The following is a 23648-nucleotide window of genomic DNA, read 5'->3' as shown; positions in this document are numbered from 1 at the left end:
AAGATGAAATATATCAGAGCATTATTTTCGGGAATTTTGGTTTGGTTCGCCGTTAGTCTTTCATTTTATATTTTAGAACAAATTCCCGTTGTAAAAGATTCGTTTTTATGGCAGTCGGTTATTGTGGCGATTTTGATTGTGTTTTTTGCTATTGGGGCTGCAAAGTTTTATTATCAGAAAAATTATAAAATGAGCGGCCAACAGCTCGGAATTATAATGTCGCTTACGGCTTTGTTTCTTGATGTTATTATTACGGTTCCTTTTGTCGAAATTCCAAACGGACGAAGTTATCAGAGCTTTTTTACGAGTCCTACATTATGGATTCTGGCTTTTGTAAATGCAATTTCTATTTTTCTTTGGCGAAAGCAAAACAATAAAAAAACTCCTGTTTAGTGGTACAGGAGTTTTTCGGATTAAATATAATAGTAGTCTGTGGAATTTATTAACCTCGTGTAAGCCATCCTTTTTTATGAACTGTAATGATTGAGTATGGCGCAATCCAGAACAATGAAAAGGTATAGAAAACACTATATGAATAGGCCCAGAATGCTTCGCCTAAAGAATATCTTTTTGCATAGAACAAAACTGAAAAGCTTGATACCAGCAATATTCCTAAAAGCGCAGAGCTGATAAACAACAAAGGGTGTGTTGCAATAAAATAGAACATAAAAATAAAGAACGGATATGTCATTAATATTCTTATAAACTGCTCTGTGTACAAAAGTCTTGCTCCGACTTTAGATTCTTTTCTAAAATCTTTCCAAACATATTTTGCCATCATAATGTTTTCACGCACATTGCTTCTTCCCCATCTAATGAACATTTTGTACAATCCTGTATAATCTTCAGGAACATTTGTCAATACATAGGCATTACGCTGAAACAATACATGGTGTCCTTGTTTTAAAATCATGTTTGTCATGGCTCGGTCTTCACCAATATCAGATGGCTGTCCCATAAAAGTCTGGTCAATCCATTCTGGCAAGCAGGCAAAAACGGCTGTTCTTTTGTAAGCTGCTAAAGCTCCCGGAGTACAAAGTACAGAACCCAATGAACTTTCTGCAGAACGCATGAATTCGAAACTCATTACAAAACTTACGTTTAGCATTTTTGGCAAAATTGCTTTTTCGTTGTTCAAAACCTGAACGTTTCCTGCAACAGCACCACATTTTTCATCAACTACAAACGGACTTACCAAGTTTCTTAAAGTATCTTTTTTAACGATTGAATCAGAGTCAACTGTTACAAAAATTTCTCCTTTTCCTAAATTAAATCCACGGTATAGTGCATGACGTTTTCCTTTATTTTGCGGCTGTTGGAAAATAGAAACACGATCACCTAATTTTAATTTTGCTTGTTGAATCCAATACCATGTATCATCTTTACTTCCATCATCAATAGCCAGAAGTTCTAATTTGTGAGCCGGAAAATCACTTTCGGCCAAACTCATTAAAGTTTCATATACTAATTTTCCTTCGTTATATGCCGGAACAATTACAGTGCAAGTTGGCAGTAATTCATCTGACACAGATTCGATTGGTTTGTATTTAAGATAAAGAAATACATTGTAAAGAAACATTCCGCCTTTAAAAAGAAATAATGCAACGGTAATTGCCAGAAAGATAATTCCGCCGGTTGAGTTTAATCTTTCTAAATGCAGCTGATCAAAATCCGGTTGAAATTGAAGAACTAAAAGAGATCCCGCAATCAATACTAAAAATGTTGCTGCAAGAACCATAAAACCAAAAATACTTTTTGGTCTTTCGATATGTTTTTTGGTTGAGTTGTTGTTTATTTTAAAAATAGATGGGCTGATTACTTCGCTGCTGATATCGCCTCCTGCATAAAATTGTTTTGAAATAATTGTTTCGCTTTCCATGTCCTGTTTATTTGTATTAATTCTCTAAAATGGCTTCTATCAAATGGTCTTTCTTTGCATTTTTCTTAAGTAAACACCAAAAAAATCAAAGAGTGACATGTTCCCAATTTGCAAGCGTTGTGCCATTTAGGTTTTAAACTGAATTTAAGCAGTTTACGAATTATTACATAAAATAATGTGTGTAATATTTTTACACTTTGTAGAATGTTTATACAACTTTTAGTGTGTAAACAGTAGTAAAATAAGGGATTTTTGCAACCACGAAGAAGTGTGGTAAAATATAAAAACGCACTATTGATTCAAAAATTGCATTTGGTCTTAATCGTTTTTAAAATTGTAAGCCTATTTTTTCGAAATGAAAACTTTTACTTACAAAAAAACTTCAAGCAGAATTATTAAGAAAGAATCTTTTCAGATTTTAATTTAAATAAGCTAATTTTATAGGTATATAAGTAATTTTCCTGCGAAAATTAATTTTATCTTAGCAGGAAACAATTCATTTTTGTTTCTATTTTTTATTCTAAAAAACATTTTTACTGCATGAACCAACAGATTTACAACATTTTACTTGCCGATGACGATGACGATGACTGCTCTTTCTTTGAAGAAGCTCTTGATGAACTGTCGCTTGCAACAACTCTTGTAACTGTAAATGACGGAGTTCAGTTAATGAATTTTTTTAATGATAAATTTGGAGAGAATCTTCCTGATGTTCTTTTTCTGGATTTGAACATGCCTAAAAAAAATGGATCTGAATGCCTGACAGAAATCAGACAGATTGAAAGATTAAAAGATTTCCCTGTTATTATATTTTCAACTTCTCTTGATACCAAAATTGTAGATGTGACCTACAATATGGGCGCTACATTTTATATTCGGAAACCCGGCGATTTTTCAAAACTAAAAACCGTTATTGAAAATGCACTTATCGCAGCTTCTCAAAATAACTTTAAACAACCTGAAAGAGCGCATTTCATAATTCAACCCTAAACCACTTTGAATGAGCCAAGCATATAAGGAACATTATTTTCTAGCCGATGGCGGTGAAATGGGAGAATTAATTCGTTCCAAAGACTGGAGCAAAACTCCTTTAGGTGATCCTGAAAACTGGCCTCAAAGTCTGCGAACCGTAACTTCGGTTATACTCAATAATCCTTTTGGAATGTACATTGCCTGGGGAAAAGATTTTACGCAGTTATACAATGATGCTTTTCAAAAAATTATTGGTTCTGAGAAGCATCCCCAAGCTTTAGGAAATTCTCCCAAAGATACCTTCTCAGAAATCTGGAACATTACAGGGCCAATGCTTGAAGAGGCTATGCAGGGAAAATCTATCTCTTTTCCTGATTTTGTTGTTCCTTTAAACAAAAACGGAATTGTTGAAACTTGTTATTTTGATTTTTCTTATTCTCCTATACGAATTGAAAATGGCGAAGTTGGAGGCGTTTTAGTAACCGTTGTTGAAACTACTGCAAAGAAAAAAGAAGTTATAGATCAGGTTGAAGCACGTGTGCAGCTTCAGGAAAGCGAACAAAAAATAAGACAGTTAGTTGAAAATGCTCCTTTTCCTATTGCAGTTTATGTGGGTGAAGAAATGCGTGTTGAACTTGCCAATGATTCTATTATAAAAGTTTGGGGAAAGGGCGGCGATGTAATTGGAAAATCATATCGCGAAATTCTGCCTGAACTCGATAATCAATCTGTCTTTGAACAGGTTCTGGGTGTTTTAAAAACAGGAAAATCTTTTCATAATAAAAACGCCCAAATTGATTTAACTATTAACAATAAACTCGAAACTTTTTATTTCAATTATAGTTTTACTCCTTTGTTTGACACAAACGGAAATGTATATGCTGTTATGAATACAGCTGCTGATGTTACTGATTTGCATCTTGCTTCTAAAAAAATTGAAATAGCTGACAAACGTTTCCGTGATACAGTAAGACAGGCTCCACTTGGGATTACTATTTTACGTGGTTCGGATTATATTGTCGAATCTGCAAATGAGGCTTATCTTAAACTTGTTGCACAAGAAGAAGAAAATTTTGTGGGCAGACCATTATTTGATTCTCTGCCTGAAGTAAAAGATACGGTTGATTCTTTATTAAAAAATGTTTTGGCAATCGGTATTCCTTATCATGGTAACGAAGTTCCGGTTCCTTTAAACAGACATGGAAAATTAAGCATTTCGTATTTTGATTTCCTTTACCATCCTTTACGAGAAGAAAATGGTGAAATTACAGGTATAATTGTCACGGTAACAGAGGTTAGCGAAAAAGTCGAAGCGCGTAAAAAAATAGAACAAAACGAGGAACGTTTAAATATTATTGTGGAAGCCAGCGAATTAGGAACCTGGGAATTGAATGTAAAAACACGTGAACCGCGTTATTCTCAAAGGTATCTCGAAATTATTGGCGGTTACAAGGAGGAAATTATGTTGTCGCACGAACAATTGCTGCAGCATTTGCATCCTGATGATATGCATATTAGAAATAAAGGCTTTAAAGATGCACTTAATTTGGGAGCCCTTCACTATGAAGTACGAACGATATGGCACGATAAATCAATTCACTGGATTGAAGGAAGAGGAAAAGTTTTTTACGACGAAAATCATAATCCGGAGAAATTAATTGGAACGATTAGAGATATAACACCCGAGAAAAAACACCAGCAGGAATTAGAACAAAGCGAAAAAAGATTCCGCAATCTTGTAATGCAGTCCCCTGTTCCAAAAGCTATTTTGAAAGGCAGCGAAATGGTTGTTGAAATCGCCAATCTAGCTTTGCTTGAAACTATTTGGAACAAAAAGGAAAGTGCTGTTCAGGGTAAAAAATTGTTCGAAATTTTCCCGGAACTTCTCACTCAAAAATACAGTCAATTATTAAATGAAGTTTTCACGACCGGAAAAACACATTCTGAAATAGAATCGCCAATTTTTATTAACGGAAATAATGGCGAACAATTATTTTATATTGATTTTGAATATGCTCCAATGTATGAAACAGACAACACTATTTCTGGAATTAGAGCCACAATAATTGATGTAACGGAAAAAGTTGAAGCCCGAAAAAAAATTGAAGAAAGTGAAAAACGTTTCCGCTCTTTAACAGAAAGTATTCCGCAGTTAATATGGGAAACCGATGAAAAAGGAAATGCTTTATTTACTTCCGGAAAATGGGAAGAATATACTGGAATAAGGCCTGCGGGAGAAACGGAATGGAAAGCGATGATTCATCCCGATGATTATGAGGAAAATATCAAAATTTGGGCTCACAGTCTAGAAACCGGACAAGTTTACAGAACTGATGTAAGGGTTTTAAGAAAAGATGGAAACTACAGATGGCACGCCGTTATTGGTGAACCTGTTTTAGATACTGATAATAAAATCATTAAATGGGTAGGTGCTTTTACAGATATTCATACCGAAAAAGCTTTTACACATGAACTGGAGCAGCAGGTTACGGCGAGAACCAGAGAGTTGAGCCAAATGTACAAATCGCTTAAAAAAAGCGAGGAACGTTATCATTTAATGGTCGAAGAAGTTCAGGATTATGCGATCTTGTACTTAAATCATAACGGAATTGTTGAAAACTGGAATATTGGAGCCGAAAAAATTAAAGGCTACAAAGCACAAGAAATAACCGGAAAACATTTTGCTATTTTCTATACGCCGGAAGATCAGAAAAATAATCTGCCCAATACATTGCTTGAATTGGCCAGAGAAAAAGGCCGTGCAGTGCAGCAAGGCTGGCGCGTACGTAAAAACGGGAGTTTATTTTGGGCAAGTGTTGTAATTACAGCGGTTCATAATAAGAATAATGATGTGATTGGTTTTTCGAAAGTTACACACGACTTAACCGAGAAAAAGAAAGCCGACGATAAAATTAAACTGAATGCTTTAGAACTGGAACAAAAAAATGCCGAGTTGGAGCATATGAACAAAGAACTTCAGTCTTTTGCCTATATTTCAAGTCATGATTTGCAGGAACCGCTTCGAAAAATTCAAACTTTTGCTTCGCAGATTTTGGATAAGGAATTTCAAAATTTATCAGATTCAGGAAAAGATAAATTCAAAAGAATGCAAAACGCAGCACAGCGTATGCAGACTTTAATTAACGATTTGCTTTCGTATTCGAGAACGAATATTCAGGAAAGAATTTTTGAAAAAACAAATCTTTCAAAAATCATTGATGAAGTAAGGGAAGATCTTAAAGAAGAACTGGAACAAAAAAATGCCGTGATTGAAAACAATGATGTTGGCGAGATAAATATTATTCCGTTTCAGTTTAGACAGCTGCTTTATAATTTAATCAGCAATTCACTTAAATTTTCAAAACCGGATATTCCGGCTGTAATAAAAATTAACAGCGAAATTGCAAAAGGCTCAGAATTTCAGGAAGAAGCTTTAACAAAAGAAACCCTTTATTGCCATATAACTATTTCAGACAACGGAATTGGATTTGAACCACAATACAGCAAAAAAATCTTTGATGTTTTCCAGCGTTTGCACGGGAGAGATCAATATAAAGGAACAGGAATTGGTCTGGCAATCGTAAAAAAAATAGTTGAAAACCATAACGGAATTATTACTGCAAAAGGCGAACAAAATAAAGGCGCTTCTTTTGATATTTATATTCCGCTGGAATAATTCTTCAACTACAATTCATAAAAAAAACGGAAACAACTTTACTAAGTCATTTCCGTTTTTATTCCTGATTCTTCGAATTAGGAATTTACCTTAAAACCAATTTCTTATCTGGTATAAACTGTAATTATACCTGTAGCTTTGTCTTTAATTTTCAACTCTTTATTAGTAAGGTTCATAATATCGCTGGTTGAGCTTGCATTACCAATAGTAATCGTTAAATCATTATGGGATCTTACGTAAGTCCCTGTGGTTTCTACTAAAGCACAATTCTCACCGCTGTAATCACCTATAACAGCTGCATTACTTAATTTTAGTTCTAAATAATCTCTATTAGCAGTGCATCCTTCTTGGTTTTCTAGAGCATCAACTAATACTTCTTGTCCATCAACAATTGTCCCTGTTTTACTTAGGTTATACTTCCCTTGTAACGGTACAATTGTTTCTCCTTCATTATCATCGTTGCTACAAGACGTAGCAAACATTCCCAGGCTTAAGGCTAATACGAATAATATGCTTTTACTTTTCATGTCGATTTGTTTTTTTTATAGAATTAATTTAATAATGCTAAATTAAAAGTATAATCTTACATAAATTTCCATGATTTTAAGTTTATTTTACATAAATCGCATTTATTTGAAAAGCAATATCTTTAGACTTTATTTTTTTATTACATATTTATTGATGATATAATGAGTTATGGGTCTTAAGGCTCTGCCGTTTTCCGGATGCATTCCATGTGTGTTAAAAAACTCAACACTATCTCCCACCTTAGCATACCAAACAACAGCTTTTTCATTTTTAAAAAAGATTGTTGTATCGCAAACCTTAATTCTTCGAAGATCAATAATTCTTTCATCATAAGGTTCAGGCGAGTTAAATGTTCCTATTCCACCTATTTTCAAATCACAGCTTACTTCATCATAATGGTCGCCAGACCATTGCATGCAATCTTTTTTTGGCAAGGCTAAATAAATGATTAAACCTAATCCAACAACAACAGCTGTAATTCCTAAATACCTCCATATATTATTTGGTGTTCCCTCATCTATGTTAACAAAAGTTGATATGGGTGCCGGAGTTGGTGCTAATTCTTGATTTTGAAATGATTCAGGTTTTTCAGCAACAAAAATTGGTTCAGATTCTTCATCTTGAATTGGCTCAGATTCCTGACTTTGATTTTCTTTTGGCTCTTCAATTTTCGGATCAATAACATTTTCGTTTTCCACCTCATCTATCAAATCATCAGAAGAATTTTGTGGACTAAAAAATTTGGTATCTCTAAGATCATTTATTAATTCTAAATCATCTGGATCATTTTGTTTTCTAAACTTGTTAAAAGGCCTTGGTTGAAGATCTACAAGTATTGCAGCTAATTGAATTGTATCTTCAGCAGGGTTTTCTGTTCTACCTAAAAAAAATCTCTTAACCGCTTCTAATTTATTCATCTCGTCATCTCCAAACAAATTCTTTTTATCCTTATCAAATGGAACATCAAAAAAAGATTCAAAAGCACTTAAGTCATCTTTATTATTGTTTGACTTGAATCTTTTCACACATAATTTTCTAAGATTTGCTGTAGTTGGAGAACTTAAATTATAGGAATGTTCCCCTTCTATTTCCTCTTCATATTTAGCTTTAATAGCTTTTTTATAATCTTCAAAAGTATAGTTTGACATAGGCATTTTAAACTTTTTAAAACTTTTTCTAAAGTACTTTATTCTACTTTTTACTACTTCTTAGAACTTATCCCGACTTTAAAAAAATATATTAGACTTTCCTGACTTTCTGATCAATCCAGCTTCAAAACCATCGTTACTTTGCCTCAACAAAATTAGTTAGCGCTTTGATCTGCAGGTCAAAAACAAATGTACAAAACTAGTTTATTCAAAAAGTGCGGAAAACCGTAAGACGGAGTTTATTCCGGGAAGTATAGATGAAAATCTTACTGTTCTACGCACTTCACTTCCCAAACAAATTTGGTATTGCACTCAACCAAAAGCCCGGAAAAGTTCCGGCCAGCAATGCCTATGTCTAATTTTTAAAATTTAAAAAAATGAAAACTCTATATTTATTGGGAGCGTGCGCGCTATTGTCAACTACATTATTTTCTTGTACTGCTGACGAATTTGATACAAATAAAAAAACGGAGATAAAAAAAGATGTCGTTCGAGACAGTATACAGGCAAGCGAACCAGATGGTCCTGGTGATGATCCTATTAATCTTCCACCACCAAAAAAATAACAAATAAAATCTGTTGTTTTTAATAATTGTTTAAATTCGGGGAAAGTAATTTTTATGTTACGATCCCCGTTTTTTTGTTTTCTTATTTTTCTTCTTTTTATTTCCTGTGAGGAGAAAACAAATATATTGCCCATACACGATAAGAATGAAAAAGAAGCTAAAGTGGTACAACAGAAAGCCACAGAGCAATTTCAAAAGAGCAATTACAATAGCGCATTTTACTACTTCAACAAATCAAAAATTACATTTGAATATATAAAAGACACTACCAATGTGATCTACAATTTAATTCAAATGGGTTATATACAGCAAATAAACGGCGACTATTACGGAAGTAAAGAGACATTTACAGAAGCTTTGCCTTATATTAAAAAGAAGGATATTTATAGTGCTGCGGTCAATAATTTCTTCGGAATTGCCGACAAGGAACTTTCGATTTATGATGACGCAGTATCTTATTATAATCAGGCAATCAGTGACTCAAAAGATGAGGCAGCCCAACAATCTCCTTTAAACAATATTGCTGTTGTTTATATTAAACAGAAAAAATACGACAAAGCTGTTAAAATTCTGGAAGGAATTTTAGAGACAAAAGCATTCGATAAATTTGTAAAAAGTAAAGCAAGAGTAATTGATAATCTTGGATTTGCCTATTTTAAAAAAGGCTTAAATGAAAAAGGGCTTCAACTTATGAATGAAAGTCTGGAATTGAGAACAAAAGCAGATGATTTATACGGAAGTATTGAAAGTTATCTTCACCTCTCCGAATTTTATTCCAAAACTGACATTGCAAAATCAAATAAAAATGCTAAAAAAGCCTATGAAATTTCCACTCAACTAAATAGTGTTGACGAACGATTGAAAGCTTTATCCTTTCTAATTTCTAATGGTTCCGGTACAAAATATGCCCAGCAGTATATTTCAATAAATGACAGTATAATCAAAATTAGAAACAACTTTAAAAACAAGTTTGCTAAAATTAAATACGATTCAAAAAAAGAAAAAGACGAAAACCAAAAACTGCGATTAGAAAAAGTAGAAAATGAATTGTCACTTCAAAAAGCAAGATACCAGAGGATATTTTTTATAATCGGGATTGTATCGCTCTTTTTTCTGTTGCTCTACTTGAGAAAGTTTTATCAAAATCGAAACCGAATCGAAAAAATAAAAACGGCCTACGATACCGAAACCAGAATCGCGAAAGACATTCACGATGAACTGGCAAATGATGTTTTTAATACCATAACTTTTACCCAGACACAACCGCTGGAAATTCAAAATACAAAAGAAACTTTATTGCAAAAACTCGATCATATTTACAGTCGTGTGCGCGGCATTTCCAGAGAAAATAATGATATCGATACCGGATCAAATTACTTTAACAATTTAAAAGAAATGCTTTCTACCTATAACAGCGATAGTACTAATGTTATTATTACGAATATCGAAAAGGTAAATTGGGATTCTATTGAAGATTTAAAAAAGATAGCAATTCAGCGGGTATTACATGAATTAATGGTCAATATGAAAAAACACAGCGGAGCTTCTATCGTCGTTGTAAAGTTTGAAAGTAACTCAAATACCTTATTTATAAACTACTCTGATAACGGAAAAGGCTGCGAAAAATCAAAAATTATAAAAAATGGTTTACAAAATATGGAAAACCGTATTCTGGCCATAAAAGGAACTATTACTTTTGAAACTGAACCAGATAAAGGTTTTAAAGTTAAAATAACAATGCCTAAATAAAAGCCTATGTTTAAAAAAGTAATAATAGCCGAAGATCTTGACGCAATGAATTTAGGAATTCAGCAAGTTTTAAAAGATTTAAATATTGTCGATTTTCAACATTCAAAATTTTGTGACGAAGCGTTTTTAAAAATACGCGCTGCAATCAATCAAAACGAACCTTATGATTTGTTAATCAGTGATCTTTCGTTTAAAACCGATCATCGCAGATCGGATATTGCTAATGGAGACGAACTGGTTCAAAAAGTTCGTGAACTGCAGCCCAATATTAAAATTATCGCTTATTCTGTAGAAGATAAAAGTTACCGCATAAAATCTCTTTTTGACAATGCCGAAATTGATGCTTTTGTCCTGAAAGGTTTAAATAGTATCGAAGAATTAAAAAAAGCAATCAATCTAATTTCGACTTCAGACCAGATATTTATTTCTCCCGAGGTTGCTTCTGCATTACAGGAAAAAAACAATTACGAAATTGACGATGTCGATATTAAAATCCTGAAATATTTATCTGACGGGACTTCGCAAGATGAAATAATAGAGATTTTTAAAAGCTCCGATATCAAACCCAACAGTAAAAGTGCTGTAGAAAAAAGATTATCTAAACTCAAAGACTTTTTTAAAGCGAATAATACCATTCATTTAGTTTCTATTACAAAAGATATGGGGATTATTTAATTCCTTAAAATTATACCTTCTTTTAAGCTCCTTCGGGGGCTTTTTTTAATTTCTTTAAGATAATTTTATGGATTATGGATTTCCGTAATATACTGGTTTTTATTGGTTTTACTTTTGAATTATTAATTTAAACTACAAACCAATGGAAATGAATATTCAACTAAAATCATTAGCAGATAAAATAAATCAGCTGAAAGGTAAAATCGAAACAGAAGAATCTACAAAACATGCTTTTGTACTGCCTTTTATACATGTTTTGGGCTATGATGCTTTTAATCCACTAGAAGTAGTTCCCGAATTTACGGCAGACCTCGGCTTAAAAAAAGGAGAAAAAGTAGATTATGCTATTTTTCAAAATGGAGAACCAATTATAATTGTCGAATGTAAAAGCTGGAAAGAAAAACTTACCGTTCATAATTCACAGTTGTTTCGCTATTTCCATGTTACAAAAACCCGATTTGCGCTTTTAACAAACGGAATTAGTTATCAGTTTTTTACTGATTTAGATGATCAGAACAAAATGGATGAAAAACCATTTTTAGAATTTGACATTTGCAATCTAAAAGAAAATACGATAAACGAAATTGCAAAATTTCATAAAGCTAATTTCGATGTAGATAATATTGTAAGCAATGCAAGTTCATTAAAATACATTAAAGAAATCAAGAAGTTAATAAATACAGAATTAGAAAGTCCTTCAAACGATTTTACAAAATTATTTGCAGGTAAAATATACACCGGAAGATTAACTGAAAAAGTAGTGGATGAATTTAAAGATTTGGTTCAGAAATCAGTCAGTCAATTTATTAATGACAAAATTAATGACCGATTAAATGCAGCCTTAACTAAAGAAACGCTTAAACAACAAGATGAAGAAATTTCAACAGTTGAAGACGATAATAAAATTAATACTACCGAAGAAGAACTTGACGGTTATCGAATAATAGTTGCAATTCTGCGCCGCAAATTGCCAGCAAACCGAATTGTACATCGCGACACACAATCTTATTTCGGAATTCTCCTCGATGATAACAATAGAAAACCTCTTGCCAGACTTCATTTAAATACTAACAAAAAATATATCAGCCTTTTTAATGATAATAAAAATGAATCAAAAATTGCAATTTCATCTATTGACGATATTTATCAATATGAAAAAGAATTACTAGAAACAGTTACACTTTACGAAACCGAATAAAACAAACTAATTATGATAAACGATTTAAAAAAGTTCTTAAATGAAGAACAAGACCCAAAGGCCGTTGAAAAGCTTTTAGTTAAAGTTAATGGATTATTAACCTCGGGAGAGCAGGTAGAATATATTGCGGTACAGAAAAAACCAGCTATAAATTTATCTCCAGACTGCATCGCTTTAACTAATAAAAGAATTATTTTCTGCAGACCTAAGAATTTAGGTTTGTCTATGGATTTTCAGGATTACGCATGGAAAGACATTCTTGATTGTCATATGAAAGAAGGAATTATGGGCGCAACTTTTTCAATGAAAACGATAAAAGGGCATATTAATATGCTTGATTATTTACCTAAAGCCCAAGCAAGAAAATTATATCAGTTTGCACAGCAAAAAGAAGAAGAAATGGTCGTGTTTAGACGTGAACATGATTTAGAAACAAAACGAGCAATTGCTGGCGGTGGAATTACGGTAAATGCAGGTTTGCCAATTCCGCAAAATCAAGAGCAGAAAGAAGATCCGTTGGAAACACTTCAAAAATTAAAAAAATTATTAGAAAGCGAAATTATTTCGCAAACAGAATTTGATACTAAAAAAACAGAAATTTTATCTAAAATGTAAACTTATGAAAAGTAAATTAACCGCAGCAATCTTGACACTTTTTTTCGGAGGAATTGGAATCCATAAATTCTATTTAGGACAATCAGGCCAAGGAATTCTCTACTTATTATTTTGTTGGACTTTCATTCCTTCAATATTAGCATTTTTTCAGTTCTTCGGACTCTTGTTTATGTCTGATCACGCTTTTAATGTAAAATATAATAATGGATTTTAAATAAAAAGAAGTAGAAAAATCACGTATAAGTACTCGTTTTAAAGACCATAATTCTAATTAGATTTATCGCAGTCTTATAAAACAATAAAACAATAAAAAATAGGATTTTAAGTCTAACCAAATACCACAAAAGCCTATGTCAAAAAACTACTTCATCTTACTTTTATTATTTACGTTTTATTCCTGCGAAAAGGCCTCTGCTCCGCCTCCACCGCAAATAAACACATTTTATAAACCCGTAATTACAGCAGACGATCGTAAAACAATTACGCCTGAAGAAGCAAAAACGTATCATGTAAATAAAACGCATCAATACGAATACAGAACCGGCAATTCGGGAGATTATGAATACAATTATGATGTAAAAGGAATAAATGCAGTAGGCGATTCGGTTTATGGAAATATTAATGTTCAGGGGAAATACGGCGCCGGAATTTTAACCGATACTGTTGCCGAAATAGAAATTAATACCGAATGGATTGCATACGGAAAATTAAAAGCTACTGATAAAAAAGGAAACGAATACAATTTAATTGTAAAATAAAAACGAACTGATGAAATATACTTTACTCTTATTTTTTGTTTTTTTGACTTCTTTTTCTCCTCCAGATACAAGCGTTTATATCTGCGGTTCAAGCGGATCGAAAAAATACCATTATAAGGAACATTGCCGAGGCTTATCGTCATGCAGGCAGGAAGTTGTAAAAACATCACTTAAACAAGCTCAGGGTTATGGTTTAACACTTTGTGGATGGGAAGATTGATTTATCTTCCCATTTTTTATTTAATCATTTGATAATAATAGCTTTACAATAAATTCACATTAGTTTTATTAATTTGATTAAAACTAATCGTTATGAAATTCTTTAACCTAAATTTCCTGGTATCATTCAAAGAATGGCTTTTTTTAAGAGCCATGCAGTCTTCTTTCCTTCATTAATAAAGCAGTTTAAAAATAAAGGAAAGTACCATTGAATGAATAAAATTGAAAACTCATTTTTGAACAAAAACCAATTTGGTGACGATTTCTTGTGGGGTGTTTCTACCGCCGCTTTCCAAATTGAGGGAGCACATGATTCTGACGGAAAAGGTTCTTCTATCTGGGACGTTTTTACTTCTCAAAAAGGGAAAATCAAAAACGGTCATCATGCCCTAACCGCCTGCGACTTTTATAATTCTTATCAGGACGATATTGATTTAATTCGGGAATTAAATATTCCGAATTTTAGATTCTCTATCAGCTGGCCCCGAATTATGCCAACGGGAACTCATCCCGTTAATCAAGCCGGAATCGATTATTACAATAAAATTATCGATTCATTACTTGCCGCCGGAATTCAACCCTGGATTACACTTTACCACTGGGATTTACCACATGAACTCGAATTAAAAGGAGGCTGGACAAGCCGTGAATCGGTTTCTTGGTTTTCAGAATATGTTGACGTTTGTGCACAGTATTTTGGTGATCGTGTTAAAAACTGGATGGTAATTAATGAACCTTCGGTATTTACCGGAGCAGGCTATTTTCTAGGCATTCATGCACCCGGAAAAAAGGGAATTACCAATTACCTAAAAGCAATGCACCATGTAACGCTGGCAACGGCTGCGGGTGCCAAAATATTGCGAAACAAAATTCCGAATGCTAATATCGGAACTACATTTTCGTGTACGCATATTGAGCCGGCAACAGATAGCCAAAAAGATATTGAAGCCGCCAAACGTGTCGATACTTTATTAAACCGAACTTTTATAGAGCCTATTTTAGGATTGGGTTATCCGCAGAAAGATCTTCCTGTGCTTAAAAAGCTTAATAATTATATTTTAGAAGATGATTTAAACAATCTCGATTTTGATTTTGATTTCATCGGATTACAATGTTATACGCGTGAAGTAGTAAAGTCGGCAATGCTGATTCCTTATATTGGTGCCGAATTGATAAGTGCCGAAAAAAGAAACGTAATTTCTACCGAAATGGGCTGGGAAGTTTATCCACCTGCATTGTATCACGTTCTAAAAAAATTCAACGAGTACAAGGGCATCAAAAAAATCATAATTACTGAAAATGGAGCCGCTTTTCCGGATACCGTTACAAACGGAAAAGTATTTGATATTAAAAGAACGCATTATATTCAGGATCATTTAGAACAAATCTTAAAAGCAAAAGAAGAAGGCTTAAATGTTGAAGGCTATTTTGTGTGGAGTTTGACGGATAACTTCGAATGGGCTGAAGGTTATAACGCCCGCTTCGGATTAATCCACGTAGATTTCGAAACGCAGAAAAGAACGATCAAAAATTCTGGATTATGGTTTAAAGATTTTTTATCTTAAACCTTATAATTTAACCACAAAGTTCGCAAAGCTTTATGTTAATAGCTTTGCGAACTTTGCGTAAATCTTAGCGAACTTTGCGGTTAAATAATATAAACTAAAAGCCTTTCAGAATTTCACTTCCGAAAGGCTTTTTTAATTAATATCATTCTAATTGATTAATGAAATCTATATTTATATGCTTGTTTTAAAATTCCGATATGGATTTTCCCATTCTCTTTTAAATGAGCAGTTACCATAATATATTTTTCTTCGGGATACTTTATATCATAATTAAATATCGTGTCTCTTACTTTTACCTGAAGCTGGTGTTTTCCTTTTTCAGATACTGACAACTCTGTCGTTTCATAAGCAGGCATGGCATTTGTCGCTTTTAAGTTAATTTCCTGAACTTTCTTTTCATCCAGAAGTACTTCCAACTTTAAATTATCTAGCTTCATGTTTGTTGGCTGCTCAAACGAAACAACAAATTTTTTGCATCCAAAAAGGCAAAAAATAATTAATAACAGTAGAACTTTTTTCATGGAAATAATCTTTATTATTTTATAAATATAAATATTTTTATTGATCTAGCTGCTATTTTTCATCATTAGCACTAACTCCATTTAAATATAAAAAGCCTTTCAGAATTTCTTCTAAAAGGCTCTTCTCTTCAAAAAACAATAAAATTATAACCTTTATAAGCTTATAATGTTTCGTTTAAAACCGCAACGGCTTCCTTCCAATTGTTTACTCTTAAATGATGATTTTGATTTGCATTATGAAATGCGGTGAACATAATAGGTTTTCCCATACAATAATCTAAATTTTTACAATGATCATCAATCATATAATCGGTATTGATAATTTTTTTGCTGCCACATAAAATAATATTATCCCATTTAATAAAAGGAAAATGTTCTGCAAGCCATGCCATTTTTTCAGCTAGCGAGATCGGAAATTCTGTTGCAGCCGAAACAATAAAGATTTCAAAGTTTTCTTGTAATTCAAGTAAACTTTCAACTGCATCAGGCATTACCGGTAATGTTCTAAAGAAATTTTCTGTATTTAAAACCTCATACAGCAAATCTCTTCCATTAAAAGCATCTTCTGAAGTTAAACCTTTGATACTTTCTTTTGACAGCGTTGTTCCGTAAACTTTATTGTAATGGCTAATTAATTGTGCATCTATATCAGCAAGCACACCATCCATATCAATTGCAATTGTTTTCTTTTTCATTGTAAAATTATTTTGCGGTAAAATTATGCAAAAATTGCAATATATTGCAATTTTTAACTTATTTTTGCAATATAAAACCGCAAGAAAAATGAAAAAGGAAGAGCGTCAACAGGTTATATTAGAATATTTAGCTAAAGAACATCGGGTAACATCTATAGAGTTAAGCGAGTACCTAAGTGTTTCAGAAGATACAATTCGACGTGATTTGAAAGAACTTTCAGATCAGGGACTTTTAAAAGCCGTTCGTGGAGGCGCAGTTGCTCCTTCTCCAATTCCGCTGCATTACAGAAATAGAGAAAAACACGATGTTGAAAATAAAAAGATCATTGCCGAAAAAGCGATTTCATATTTAAAAGACGGACAGGTTGTTTTTATTGATGGCGGAACAACTTCAGTAGCTCTGGTAGCAAGTTTTCCTTACGATTTAAAATTAACCGTTATTACAAACAGTTTTCCGGTTGCTTTATTAGTTGAAGATTTACCGAATATTGAGTTAATTTTTGCAGGAGGATTAATGAGTAAAACCTCTTTTACCACTTCTGGAATTGATACGATAGATTTTTTGCGAAATTTTAGAGCAGATATTTGTATTTTAGGAATCTGCAGTATTCATCATGAACGCGGCATTACCGGTATTTTATATGATGATTCTCAAATTAAAAAGAACATGATCCAAAACTCTAATTTTGTTATCGCTCTGAGTTCTATTGAAAAAGTAGGAACAGCAGAGGCTTATTATATTTCCCCAATTACAGATATTGACGTTTTGGTTACGAACATTTCTCCTGAAGATGAAATTTTAAAAACATACAAAGAAATAGGTTTAACCATTCTTTAATTCTATAACTTATTTTAAACTTATTTTAAACTGTAAATTACGCAAACCTGAATTTTTAGTCCTAATTTATAAATCAGGAGTCCTGAATTCCTATATTCGGACAGGTTAACATTTTACTAATCATAGCTTTGTGAAAAATTAATTTTCAAAAAAGTTTATGAAAAAAGTTATCTGTTTTATCGCGTTATTATTTTCGCCTGCTTCTTTATTGGCACAGACAGAAGAGGCATTGGTTAAAAAATGTATTGAAAGTTACATTGAGGGTACTTCTTATAATAAATCTGAAAGCATCGAAAAGGCATTTTATCCCGAAGCCAATCTGTTTTTAAGCAGCAAAGACAAAGACTTATGGATTGTCCCTGCCAGCGAGTATACCAAATGGTTTAAAAAAGATAATCAGGGACAGTTTAATGGGCGTATAGGCAGAGTTGTTTCAATTGATGTATACAACAATATAGCCTCGGCTAAGGCAGAAATACTAATCCCTGGCAAAAAAATGGAATTTATTGATCTGTTTTTACTCAAAAAGCTTCAAGGCGAATGGAAAATAATCAGTAAATCGGCAAGCAGTTTAACTACTAATAAATCGGGACAGAATATTCTATTTATTGTTTCCAATGCCCATTATTATGGTAAATCAACGATAGCCGCAGGCAATAGTTTTTCTGAAATAGTAAACGCCTACAATACTTTTAAAACAGCAGGATTCACCGTTGATTTTGTAAGTCCGGAAGGAGGAAGCATTCCATTAGCATACATCAATACATCCGACACTTTACAAAAGCAATATTTATTTGACCCCAATTTTATGTATGCCATAAAAAACACTAAAAAACCAAACGAAATTGATTCAAAAAATTATAAAGCTGTTCATTACATTGGCGGTGGATCTGCGATGTATGATGTGCCAGAAAATAAAGAAATTCAAACTATTGCTTTAAAAGTATATGAAGAAAATAAAGGTATTATTTCTTCTGTTTGTCATGGTACTGCAGGAATTGTAAACTTAAAAACAAATGATGGTAAGTATTTGGTAGCAGGAAAAAAAATTAGCGGCTACCCAGATTCATTCGAAAAACAAGATGGAGAATATTTTAAGTACTTTCCATTCTTAATTCAAAAAACAATTGAAGAAAGAGGAGGAATTTTTAAGTTTTCTGCTCGGAATGTTTCACATGTAGAAACAGACGGAAGAATCGTTACCGGACAAAATTTTCAATCATCAAGCGGTGTAGCTTTAAAAATTATAGAATTAATAAATAATGCGAAAAGTGAGTAACATCGAGCAAATAAAAAAAGCCTTTCAAGATTACTCTTAAAAGGCTTTTTCTCTACAAATTAACAGGCAATATTATTTCCATCCGCCGCCCAGGTCTCTGTAAACATGAACTGCAGCATTTAATTGTTCTTTTTTAGTATCTATTAATTCTAATTTTGCTTCTAATGCATCTCTTTGAGTCATTAAAACCTCAAAATAATCTACTCTTGCAGATTTAAACAAATCGTTTGAAACATCAATTGATTTATTTAAGGCATCAACTTGCTGTGATTTTAAATCGTAACCTTTTTGAAGATTATCAATTTTAGAAAGCTGTGTTGAAACTTCTAAATAAGCATTCAATATTGTACGATCGTAATTGTACAACGCCTGAAGCTGTCTTGCATTGGCACTAGAAAATTCTGCTTTAATGGCATTTCTGTTAATTAATGGTGCAGCAATATCTCCGGCTAACGAATATAAAATCGATTCAGGAAATGTAAACAAATAAGATGGTTTAAAAGCCTGAACTCCAAAAGCTGCCGAAATATCCAATGAAGGGTAAAATTCTGCACGAGCTACTTTTACATCTAGTTTTGCCGCAACCAATTCTAATTCTGCCTGCTTAACATCTGGGCGATTTGTTAGTAATTGAGAAGGAATTCCAGAGTTTACAGCTGCCGGAAGCAAATCTGTAAAATTGGTTTTATCTCTTTTAATATCCTGCGGATAACGTCCTAACAAAAAGTTGATTTTGTTTTCGTTCTCTTTTATTTTCTGCAAAATATCAAACTCCAGACTTTTTGAAGTTAAAACCTCAGCCTGAAATTTCTGAACTCCAAGTTCAGTCGCTCTCGCAGCTTGTTTTTGAACTTTTACAATTTCTAAAGCGTTTGTTTGTAAAGCGATAGTTTGTTTTACAATCTCTAATTGGCTGTCTAAAGCTAATAATTCGTAATAATTATCAGCGATTTCAGCAATAAGGTTTGTAATTACAAAGTTTTTACCTTCAACTGTTGCTAAATAACGGTTTACAGCTGCTTTTTTAGAATTACGCAGTTTTTTCCAGATATCTACTTCCCAGTTTGCATAAGCTGCAATCGTATAATCCGGTAACGGATCCGGAGTTTCGATTCCCGGTTTAATTTCTGTCGTTGCATCACCTGCACCCTGACTTGTATAGCGCCCTACTTTTTCGATTCCTGCACCGGCACGAACTCCAACTGTAGGCAATAGTGCCCCTTTACGAACTCTGATATCATTCTTTGCAATTTCAATTTCCTGCAAAGTCATATTCAGTTCCTGATTGTTTTTTAAGGCAATATCAATCAACTCTACAAGGTTTTGATCTTTAAAGAAATCTTTCCATTTTAAAGTCGATGTATTTGTTGTGTCCTGCGATTTTACGCTTCCAAATGCTTCCGGAACCGGAGCGCTTGTACTTGCTGTTTCAGCTGCAGGGGCTTTACATCCTGCCACGGCAAGACATAAACCCAATGCAATACTGTATTGATATAATTTAACTTTATACATGATTGTTATCAATTTCTTCTGTTAATGGATTTTCTTCTTCATGTTTTACCAGTTTGTGTTTCTCGGCTATTTTGGCAAATATGTAATACAAGCCCGGAATTACAAATACTCCGCAAATGGTTCCTATAAGCATACCTCCAGCGGCTGCAGTACCAATAGTTCTGTTACCTATTTTACCCGGACCAGTTGCAAATGCAAGCGGTAATAATCCCGCAATAAACGCAAATGAAGTCATCAAAATAGGACGGAACCTTGCTTTTGCTCCTTCCATCGCAGACTCTAAAACTGTTCTTCCTGCTGCGTGCCTTTGAATAGCAAACTCTACAATCAATACGGCATTTTTACCCAATAAACCAATAAGCATTACCATGGCAACCTGCGCATAAATATTGTTTTCTAATCCTACAACTTTCAATAAAAGGAAAGCTCCAAAAATACCCGCAGGCAAAGAAAGAATTACTGATAGTGGAAGAATAAAACTCTCATACTGGGCAGCTAATACCAGGTAAACGAATCCTAAACAGATTAAAAATACCCAAATTGCCTGATTACCTTGTGCAACCTCATCGGCAGAAATACCCGCCCAGTCAATATCATAACCTCTAGGTAATTTTTTAGCTGCAACTTCCTGAATTACTTTAATAGCCGTACCAGAACTGTATCCCGGAGCCGGACCACCACTAATTTCCGTAGAAGTGTACATATTGTGTCTCGTAATTTCCGAAAGTCCGTATACCTTTTCTAATTTCATGAAGGCAGAAAAAGGAACCATTTCATCACGATTATTTTTCACATACAGTTTCAGGATATCATCTGGCTGTGCACGATATTCCGGAGCAGCCTGAACGATTACTTTATAGTTAATACCGTATTTAATGAAACTGATTTCGTAGTTACTTCCCACAAGAGTTGACAAAGTGTTCATGGCGTTTTCAATCGAAACTCCTTTTTGCTGTGCCAAATCATTATCAACTTTCATCATATATTGAGGGAAACTCGCACTAAAGAAACTGAATACGTTAGATAATTCCGGACGTTTGTTCAATTCTTCAACAAACTCTTTATTAACTTCCTCTAGTTTTTTGAAATCTGTAGTACCTGTTTTATCTAGTAAACGAAGCTCAAATCCTCCCGCTGCTCCATATCCCGGTACAGCCGGCGGTTGGAAAAACTCGATATTTGCACCTGGAATATCTTTCGATTTTTCTTCCAGTTCCGTCATAATTTCCTGAACAGATTGTTTACGATCGTTCCAGTCTTTTAAGTTGATCAAACAAGTTCCTGAATTAGATCCAGTACCTTCGGTCAAAATTTCATAACCTGCTAATGCCGAAACTGATTTTACGCCTTCTACATCTTCAGACATTTTTTGCAGTTTCAATGCAATATCATTTGTTCTTTCTAATGAAGAACCCGGCGGTGTTTGAATAATAGCATAAAACATTCCCTGATCCTCATTCGGGATAAATCCAGAAGGAACTGTACTGCTTATCAACCATGTTCCGGCGCAAAATCCAAGAAGTGCTATAATAGTAACAGCTCTTCTGTTTACAATTTTACCTAATACATTTTGGTATTTACCTTGTGCAAGGTTAAACTTGTTGTTAAAACCATCAATAAATATATTTACAGGTGTTTTCTTTTTAGGTTTACCGTGATTGTTTTTCAACATCATAGCACAAAGTGCCGGTGTTAACGTCAAAGCTACAATACCAGAAAGTATAATTGCTGTTGCCATTGTAATAGAGAACTGTCTGTAGAAAACTCCAACAGGACCAGACATAAACGCAACCGGAATAAATACCGCGGCCATCAAGAAGGTAATCGCAACAATTGCCCCAGCAATCTCGTGCATGGCTTTTTTAGTTGCTTTAAATGGTGAGAGATGTTCTTCTTCCATCTTGGCGTGAACGGCTTCGATAACCACAATCGCATCATCGACGACGACTCCAATTGCCAAAACCAAAGCAAACAACGTAATCAAGTTCAATGAAATATCAAAGAATGTCATGAACACAAAAGTTCCAACCAATGAAACGGGTACCGCAATTGCAGGAATTACCGTAGAACGCCAGTCTCCTAAGAAAAGGAAAACTACTAAACCAACTAAAATAAAGGCTTCAACAAGAGTGTGAATTACTTTTTCTATAGAAGCATCAAGGAATTTAGAAACGTCATAAGAGATTTCATAATCCATTCCTTTTGGGAATTTTTGCTTGATTTTTTCCAGTTTCGCTTTTACATCTTCAATAACCTGATTTGCATTACTTCCAAAAGATTGTTTTAATACAATCGCTGCAGAAGGTCTTCCGTTCAAATTAGAATAGATATCATACATCGAGCTTCCAAATTCAACATTAGCAATATCTTTCAAACGCAAAAGTTCTCCGTTAGCATTCGATCTTACCACAATATTTCCATATTGCTCTTTTGTTGTAAAACGTCCTGAATATTTCAATACATATTCAAAAGCCTGAGAACGTTTACCGGAACTTTCTCCCGTTTTACCTGGCGAAGCCTCCAAACTCTGACTTGATAATGCTTCCATCACCTCATCAGCAGAAATTTTATACGCTAACATACGATCTGGTTTCAACCAAATACGCATTGCATATTCACGTGTTCCCAAGATATCTCCGGAACCAACTCCATTTACCCTTTTTAATTCAGATAACACGTTGATATCGGCATAGTTGTACAAGAACTTCATATCGGTATTTTTGTCCGTGCTATAAAGGTTCACGTACATCAACATACTCGGAACTTCTCGTGTAATTTTAATACCTTCTCTAATTACTAAAGGAGGTAGTTTATTGGTTACCGAAGCCACACGGTTTTGAACGTTAATCGCTGCCTGATTAGGATCTGTTCCTAAGTTAAATACAACCTGAATACTCGCTTCACCATCATTTCCGGCATCAGAAGTCATATATTTCATTCCCGGAACACCGTTTAAGGCTCTTTCTAACGGAATTACAACAGATTTAATCATAAGCTCTCCATTCGACCCAGGGTAATCCGCAGTAACGTTTACCATTGGAGGAGAAATCGAAGGGAATTGGGTAATTGGTAAATTCAATACCGACAATACCCCTAAAAAGACAATAATCAACGATATTACTATCGACAATACGGGTCTTTGAATAAATTTATTAAACATTTTTATATTTTTTTAATGATTAAACTTATTTGAAGTTTAAAAAAGGGTTTCAGGTTTCAGGTTCCAAGTCTCAGGTTTCAGCATAAAACTTG

21 protein-coding genes are annotated in these 23648 nt (G+C 33.6%); 14 read left to right on the top strand and 7 right to left on the bottom strand.

The window, feature by feature from the left end; translation table 11 throughout:
• The first annotated feature begins 3 nt into the window (after positions 1–3).
• Positions 4–393, top strand: a complete 390-nt coding sequence (locus ASD98_RS07400; protein WP_056202168.1) for a DUF5367 family protein — start codon at positions 4–6, stop codon at positions 391–393.
• A gap of 49 nt (positions 394–442) precedes the next feature.
• Here the strand turns inward: ASD98_RS07400 and ASD98_RS07395 are convergent, their stop codons facing one another.
• Entirely contained in the window at positions 443–1879 is a 1437-nt protein-coding gene (locus tag ASD98_RS07395; RefSeq protein WP_056202166.1) for a glycosyltransferase family 2 protein, read from the bottom strand.
• A 540-nt stretch (positions 1880–2419) separates the two neighbouring features.
• Between ASD98_RS07395 and ASD98_RS07390 the strand changes: the two genes are divergently transcribed.
• A complete protein-coding gene (locus tag ASD98_RS07390) occupies positions 2420–2869 on the top strand; it encodes a response regulator (protein WP_056202163.1) in 450 nt (149 codons plus the stop codon).
• Between the two features lie 10 nt (positions 2870–2879).
• A complete protein-coding gene (locus tag ASD98_RS07385) occupies positions 2880–6527 on the top strand; it encodes a PAS domain S-box protein (RefSeq protein WP_056202160.1) in 3648 nt (1215 codons plus the stop codon).
• 104 nt (positions 6528–6631) lie between these two features.
• Here the strand turns inward: ASD98_RS07385 and ASD98_RS07380 are convergent, their stop codons facing one another.
• Positions 6632–7054 carry a lipocalin family protein gene (locus ASD98_RS07380; RefSeq protein WP_056202158.1) on the bottom strand — a complete coding sequence of 141 codons (423 nt, stop codon included), beginning with the start codon at positions 7052–7054 and terminating at the stop codon, positions 6632–6634.
• Between the two features lie 129 nt (positions 7055–7183).
• Complete coding sequence (locus ASD98_RS07375) at positions 7184–8203, bottom strand: hypothetical protein (protein WP_056202155.1); 1020 nt, start codon at positions 8201–8203, stop codon at positions 7184–7186.
• Between the two features lie 377 nt (positions 8204–8580).
• Between ASD98_RS07375 and ASD98_RS07370 the strand changes: the two genes are divergently transcribed.
• The 9 genes from ASD98_RS07370 to ASD98_RS07330 all read left to right on the top strand — a co-directional run bounded on the left by ASD98_RS07370 (position 8581) and on the right by ASD98_RS07330 (position 15548).
• Complete coding sequence (locus ASD98_RS07370; RefSeq protein WP_056202152.1) at positions 8581–8769, top strand: hypothetical protein; 189 nt, start codon at positions 8581–8583, stop codon at positions 8767–8769.
• Positions 8770–8823: 54 nt separating this feature from the next.
• Positions 8824–10518 (top strand): tetratricopeptide repeat protein, encoded by a 1695-nt coding sequence (locus tag ASD98_RS07365; RefSeq protein ID WP_056202150.1) that lies wholly within the window; start codon positions 8824–8826, stop codon positions 10516–10518.
• Between the two features lie 6 nt (positions 10519–10524).
• Entirely contained in the window at positions 10525–11193 is a 669-nt protein-coding gene (locus ASD98_RS07360; RefSeq protein ID WP_056202147.1) for a response regulator transcription factor, read from the top strand.
• Positions 11194–11335: 142 nt separating this feature from the next.
• A complete protein-coding gene (locus ASD98_RS07355; protein ID WP_056202144.1) occupies positions 11336–12391 on the top strand; it encodes a type I restriction endonuclease in 1056 nt (351 codons plus the stop codon).
• Between the two features lie 12 nt (positions 12392–12403).
• On the top strand, positions 12404–13006 hold the full coding sequence (locus ASD98_RS07350) for a PH domain-containing protein (protein ID WP_056202141.1): 603 nt from the start codon (positions 12404–12406) through the stop codon (positions 13004–13006).
• Positions 13007–13010: 4 nt separating this feature from the next.
• Positions 13011–13220: a TM2 domain-containing protein gene (locus tag ASD98_RS07345; protein ID WP_056202137.1), complete on the top strand. Its 210-nt coding sequence runs from the start codon at positions 13011–13013 to the stop codon at positions 13218–13220.
• Positions 13221–13356: 136 nt separating this feature from the next.
• Positions 13357–13764 carry a hypothetical protein gene (locus ASD98_RS07340; RefSeq protein WP_056202135.1) on the top strand — a complete coding sequence of 136 codons (408 nt, stop codon included), beginning with the start codon at positions 13357–13359 and terminating at the stop codon, positions 13762–13764.
• Between the two features lie 10 nt (positions 13765–13774).
• On the top strand, positions 13775–13984 hold the full coding sequence (locus ASD98_RS07335; RefSeq protein WP_056202132.1) for a hypothetical protein: 210 nt from the start codon (positions 13775–13777) through the stop codon (positions 13982–13984).
• A 211-nt stretch (positions 13985–14195) separates the two neighbouring features.
• Positions 14196–15548 carry a GH1 family beta-glucosidase gene (locus ASD98_RS07330; protein WP_056202129.1) on the top strand — a complete coding sequence of 451 codons (1353 nt, stop codon included), beginning with the start codon at positions 14196–14198 and terminating at the stop codon, positions 15546–15548.
• A gap of 158 nt (positions 15549–15706) precedes the next feature.
• Here ASD98_RS07330 and ASD98_RS07325 read toward each other — a convergent pair whose 3' ends face one another.
• Complete coding sequence (locus ASD98_RS07325; RefSeq protein WP_128414792.1) at positions 15707–15988, bottom strand: hypothetical protein; 282 nt, start codon at positions 15986–15988, stop codon at positions 15707–15709.
• A gap of 245 nt (positions 15989–16233) precedes the next feature.
• Positions 16234–16767: a 5'-3'-deoxyribonucleotidase gene (locus tag ASD98_RS07320; protein WP_056202123.1), complete on the bottom strand. Its 534-nt coding sequence runs from the start codon at positions 16765–16767 to the stop codon at positions 16234–16236.
• Positions 16768–16855: 88 nt separating this feature from the next.
• Here ASD98_RS07320 and ASD98_RS07315 point away from each other — a divergent pair, with 88 nt between their 5' ends.
• A complete protein-coding gene (locus ASD98_RS07315; protein ID WP_056203260.1) occupies positions 16856–17605 on the top strand; it encodes a DeoR/GlpR family DNA-binding transcription regulator in 750 nt (249 codons plus the stop codon).
• 157 nt (positions 17606–17762) lie between these two features.
• Positions 17763–18884: a nuclear transport factor 2 family protein gene (locus tag ASD98_RS07310; RefSeq protein WP_056202120.1), complete on the top strand. Its 1122-nt coding sequence runs from the start codon at positions 17763–17765 to the stop codon at positions 18882–18884.
• A gap of 72 nt (positions 18885–18956) precedes the next feature.
• Here ASD98_RS07310 and ASD98_RS07305 read toward each other — a convergent pair whose 3' ends face one another.
• Positions 18957–20396, bottom strand: coding sequence for a TolC family protein (locus ASD98_RS07305; protein WP_056202117.1), 1440 nt, complete (start codon positions 20394–20396; stop codon positions 18957–18959).
• Positions 20389–23556: an efflux RND transporter permease subunit gene (locus ASD98_RS07300; protein WP_056202114.1), complete on the bottom strand. Its 3168-nt coding sequence runs from the start codon at positions 23554–23556 to the stop codon at positions 20389–20391. Before ASD98_RS07300 ends, ASD98_RS07305 begins: the two co-directional genes overlap by 8 nt.
• Positions 23557–23648: the final 92 nt, after the last annotated feature.

It is taken from the genome of Flavobacterium sp. Root186 (assembly GCF_001428525.1).
In the GTDB taxonomy this organism is placed as follows: Bacteria; Bacteroidota; Bacteroidia; order Flavobacteriales; family Flavobacteriaceae; genus Flavobacterium.
Note: the sequence above shows the minus strand (reverse complement) of the source record. Positions and strands in the feature narration are given on the sequence as shown.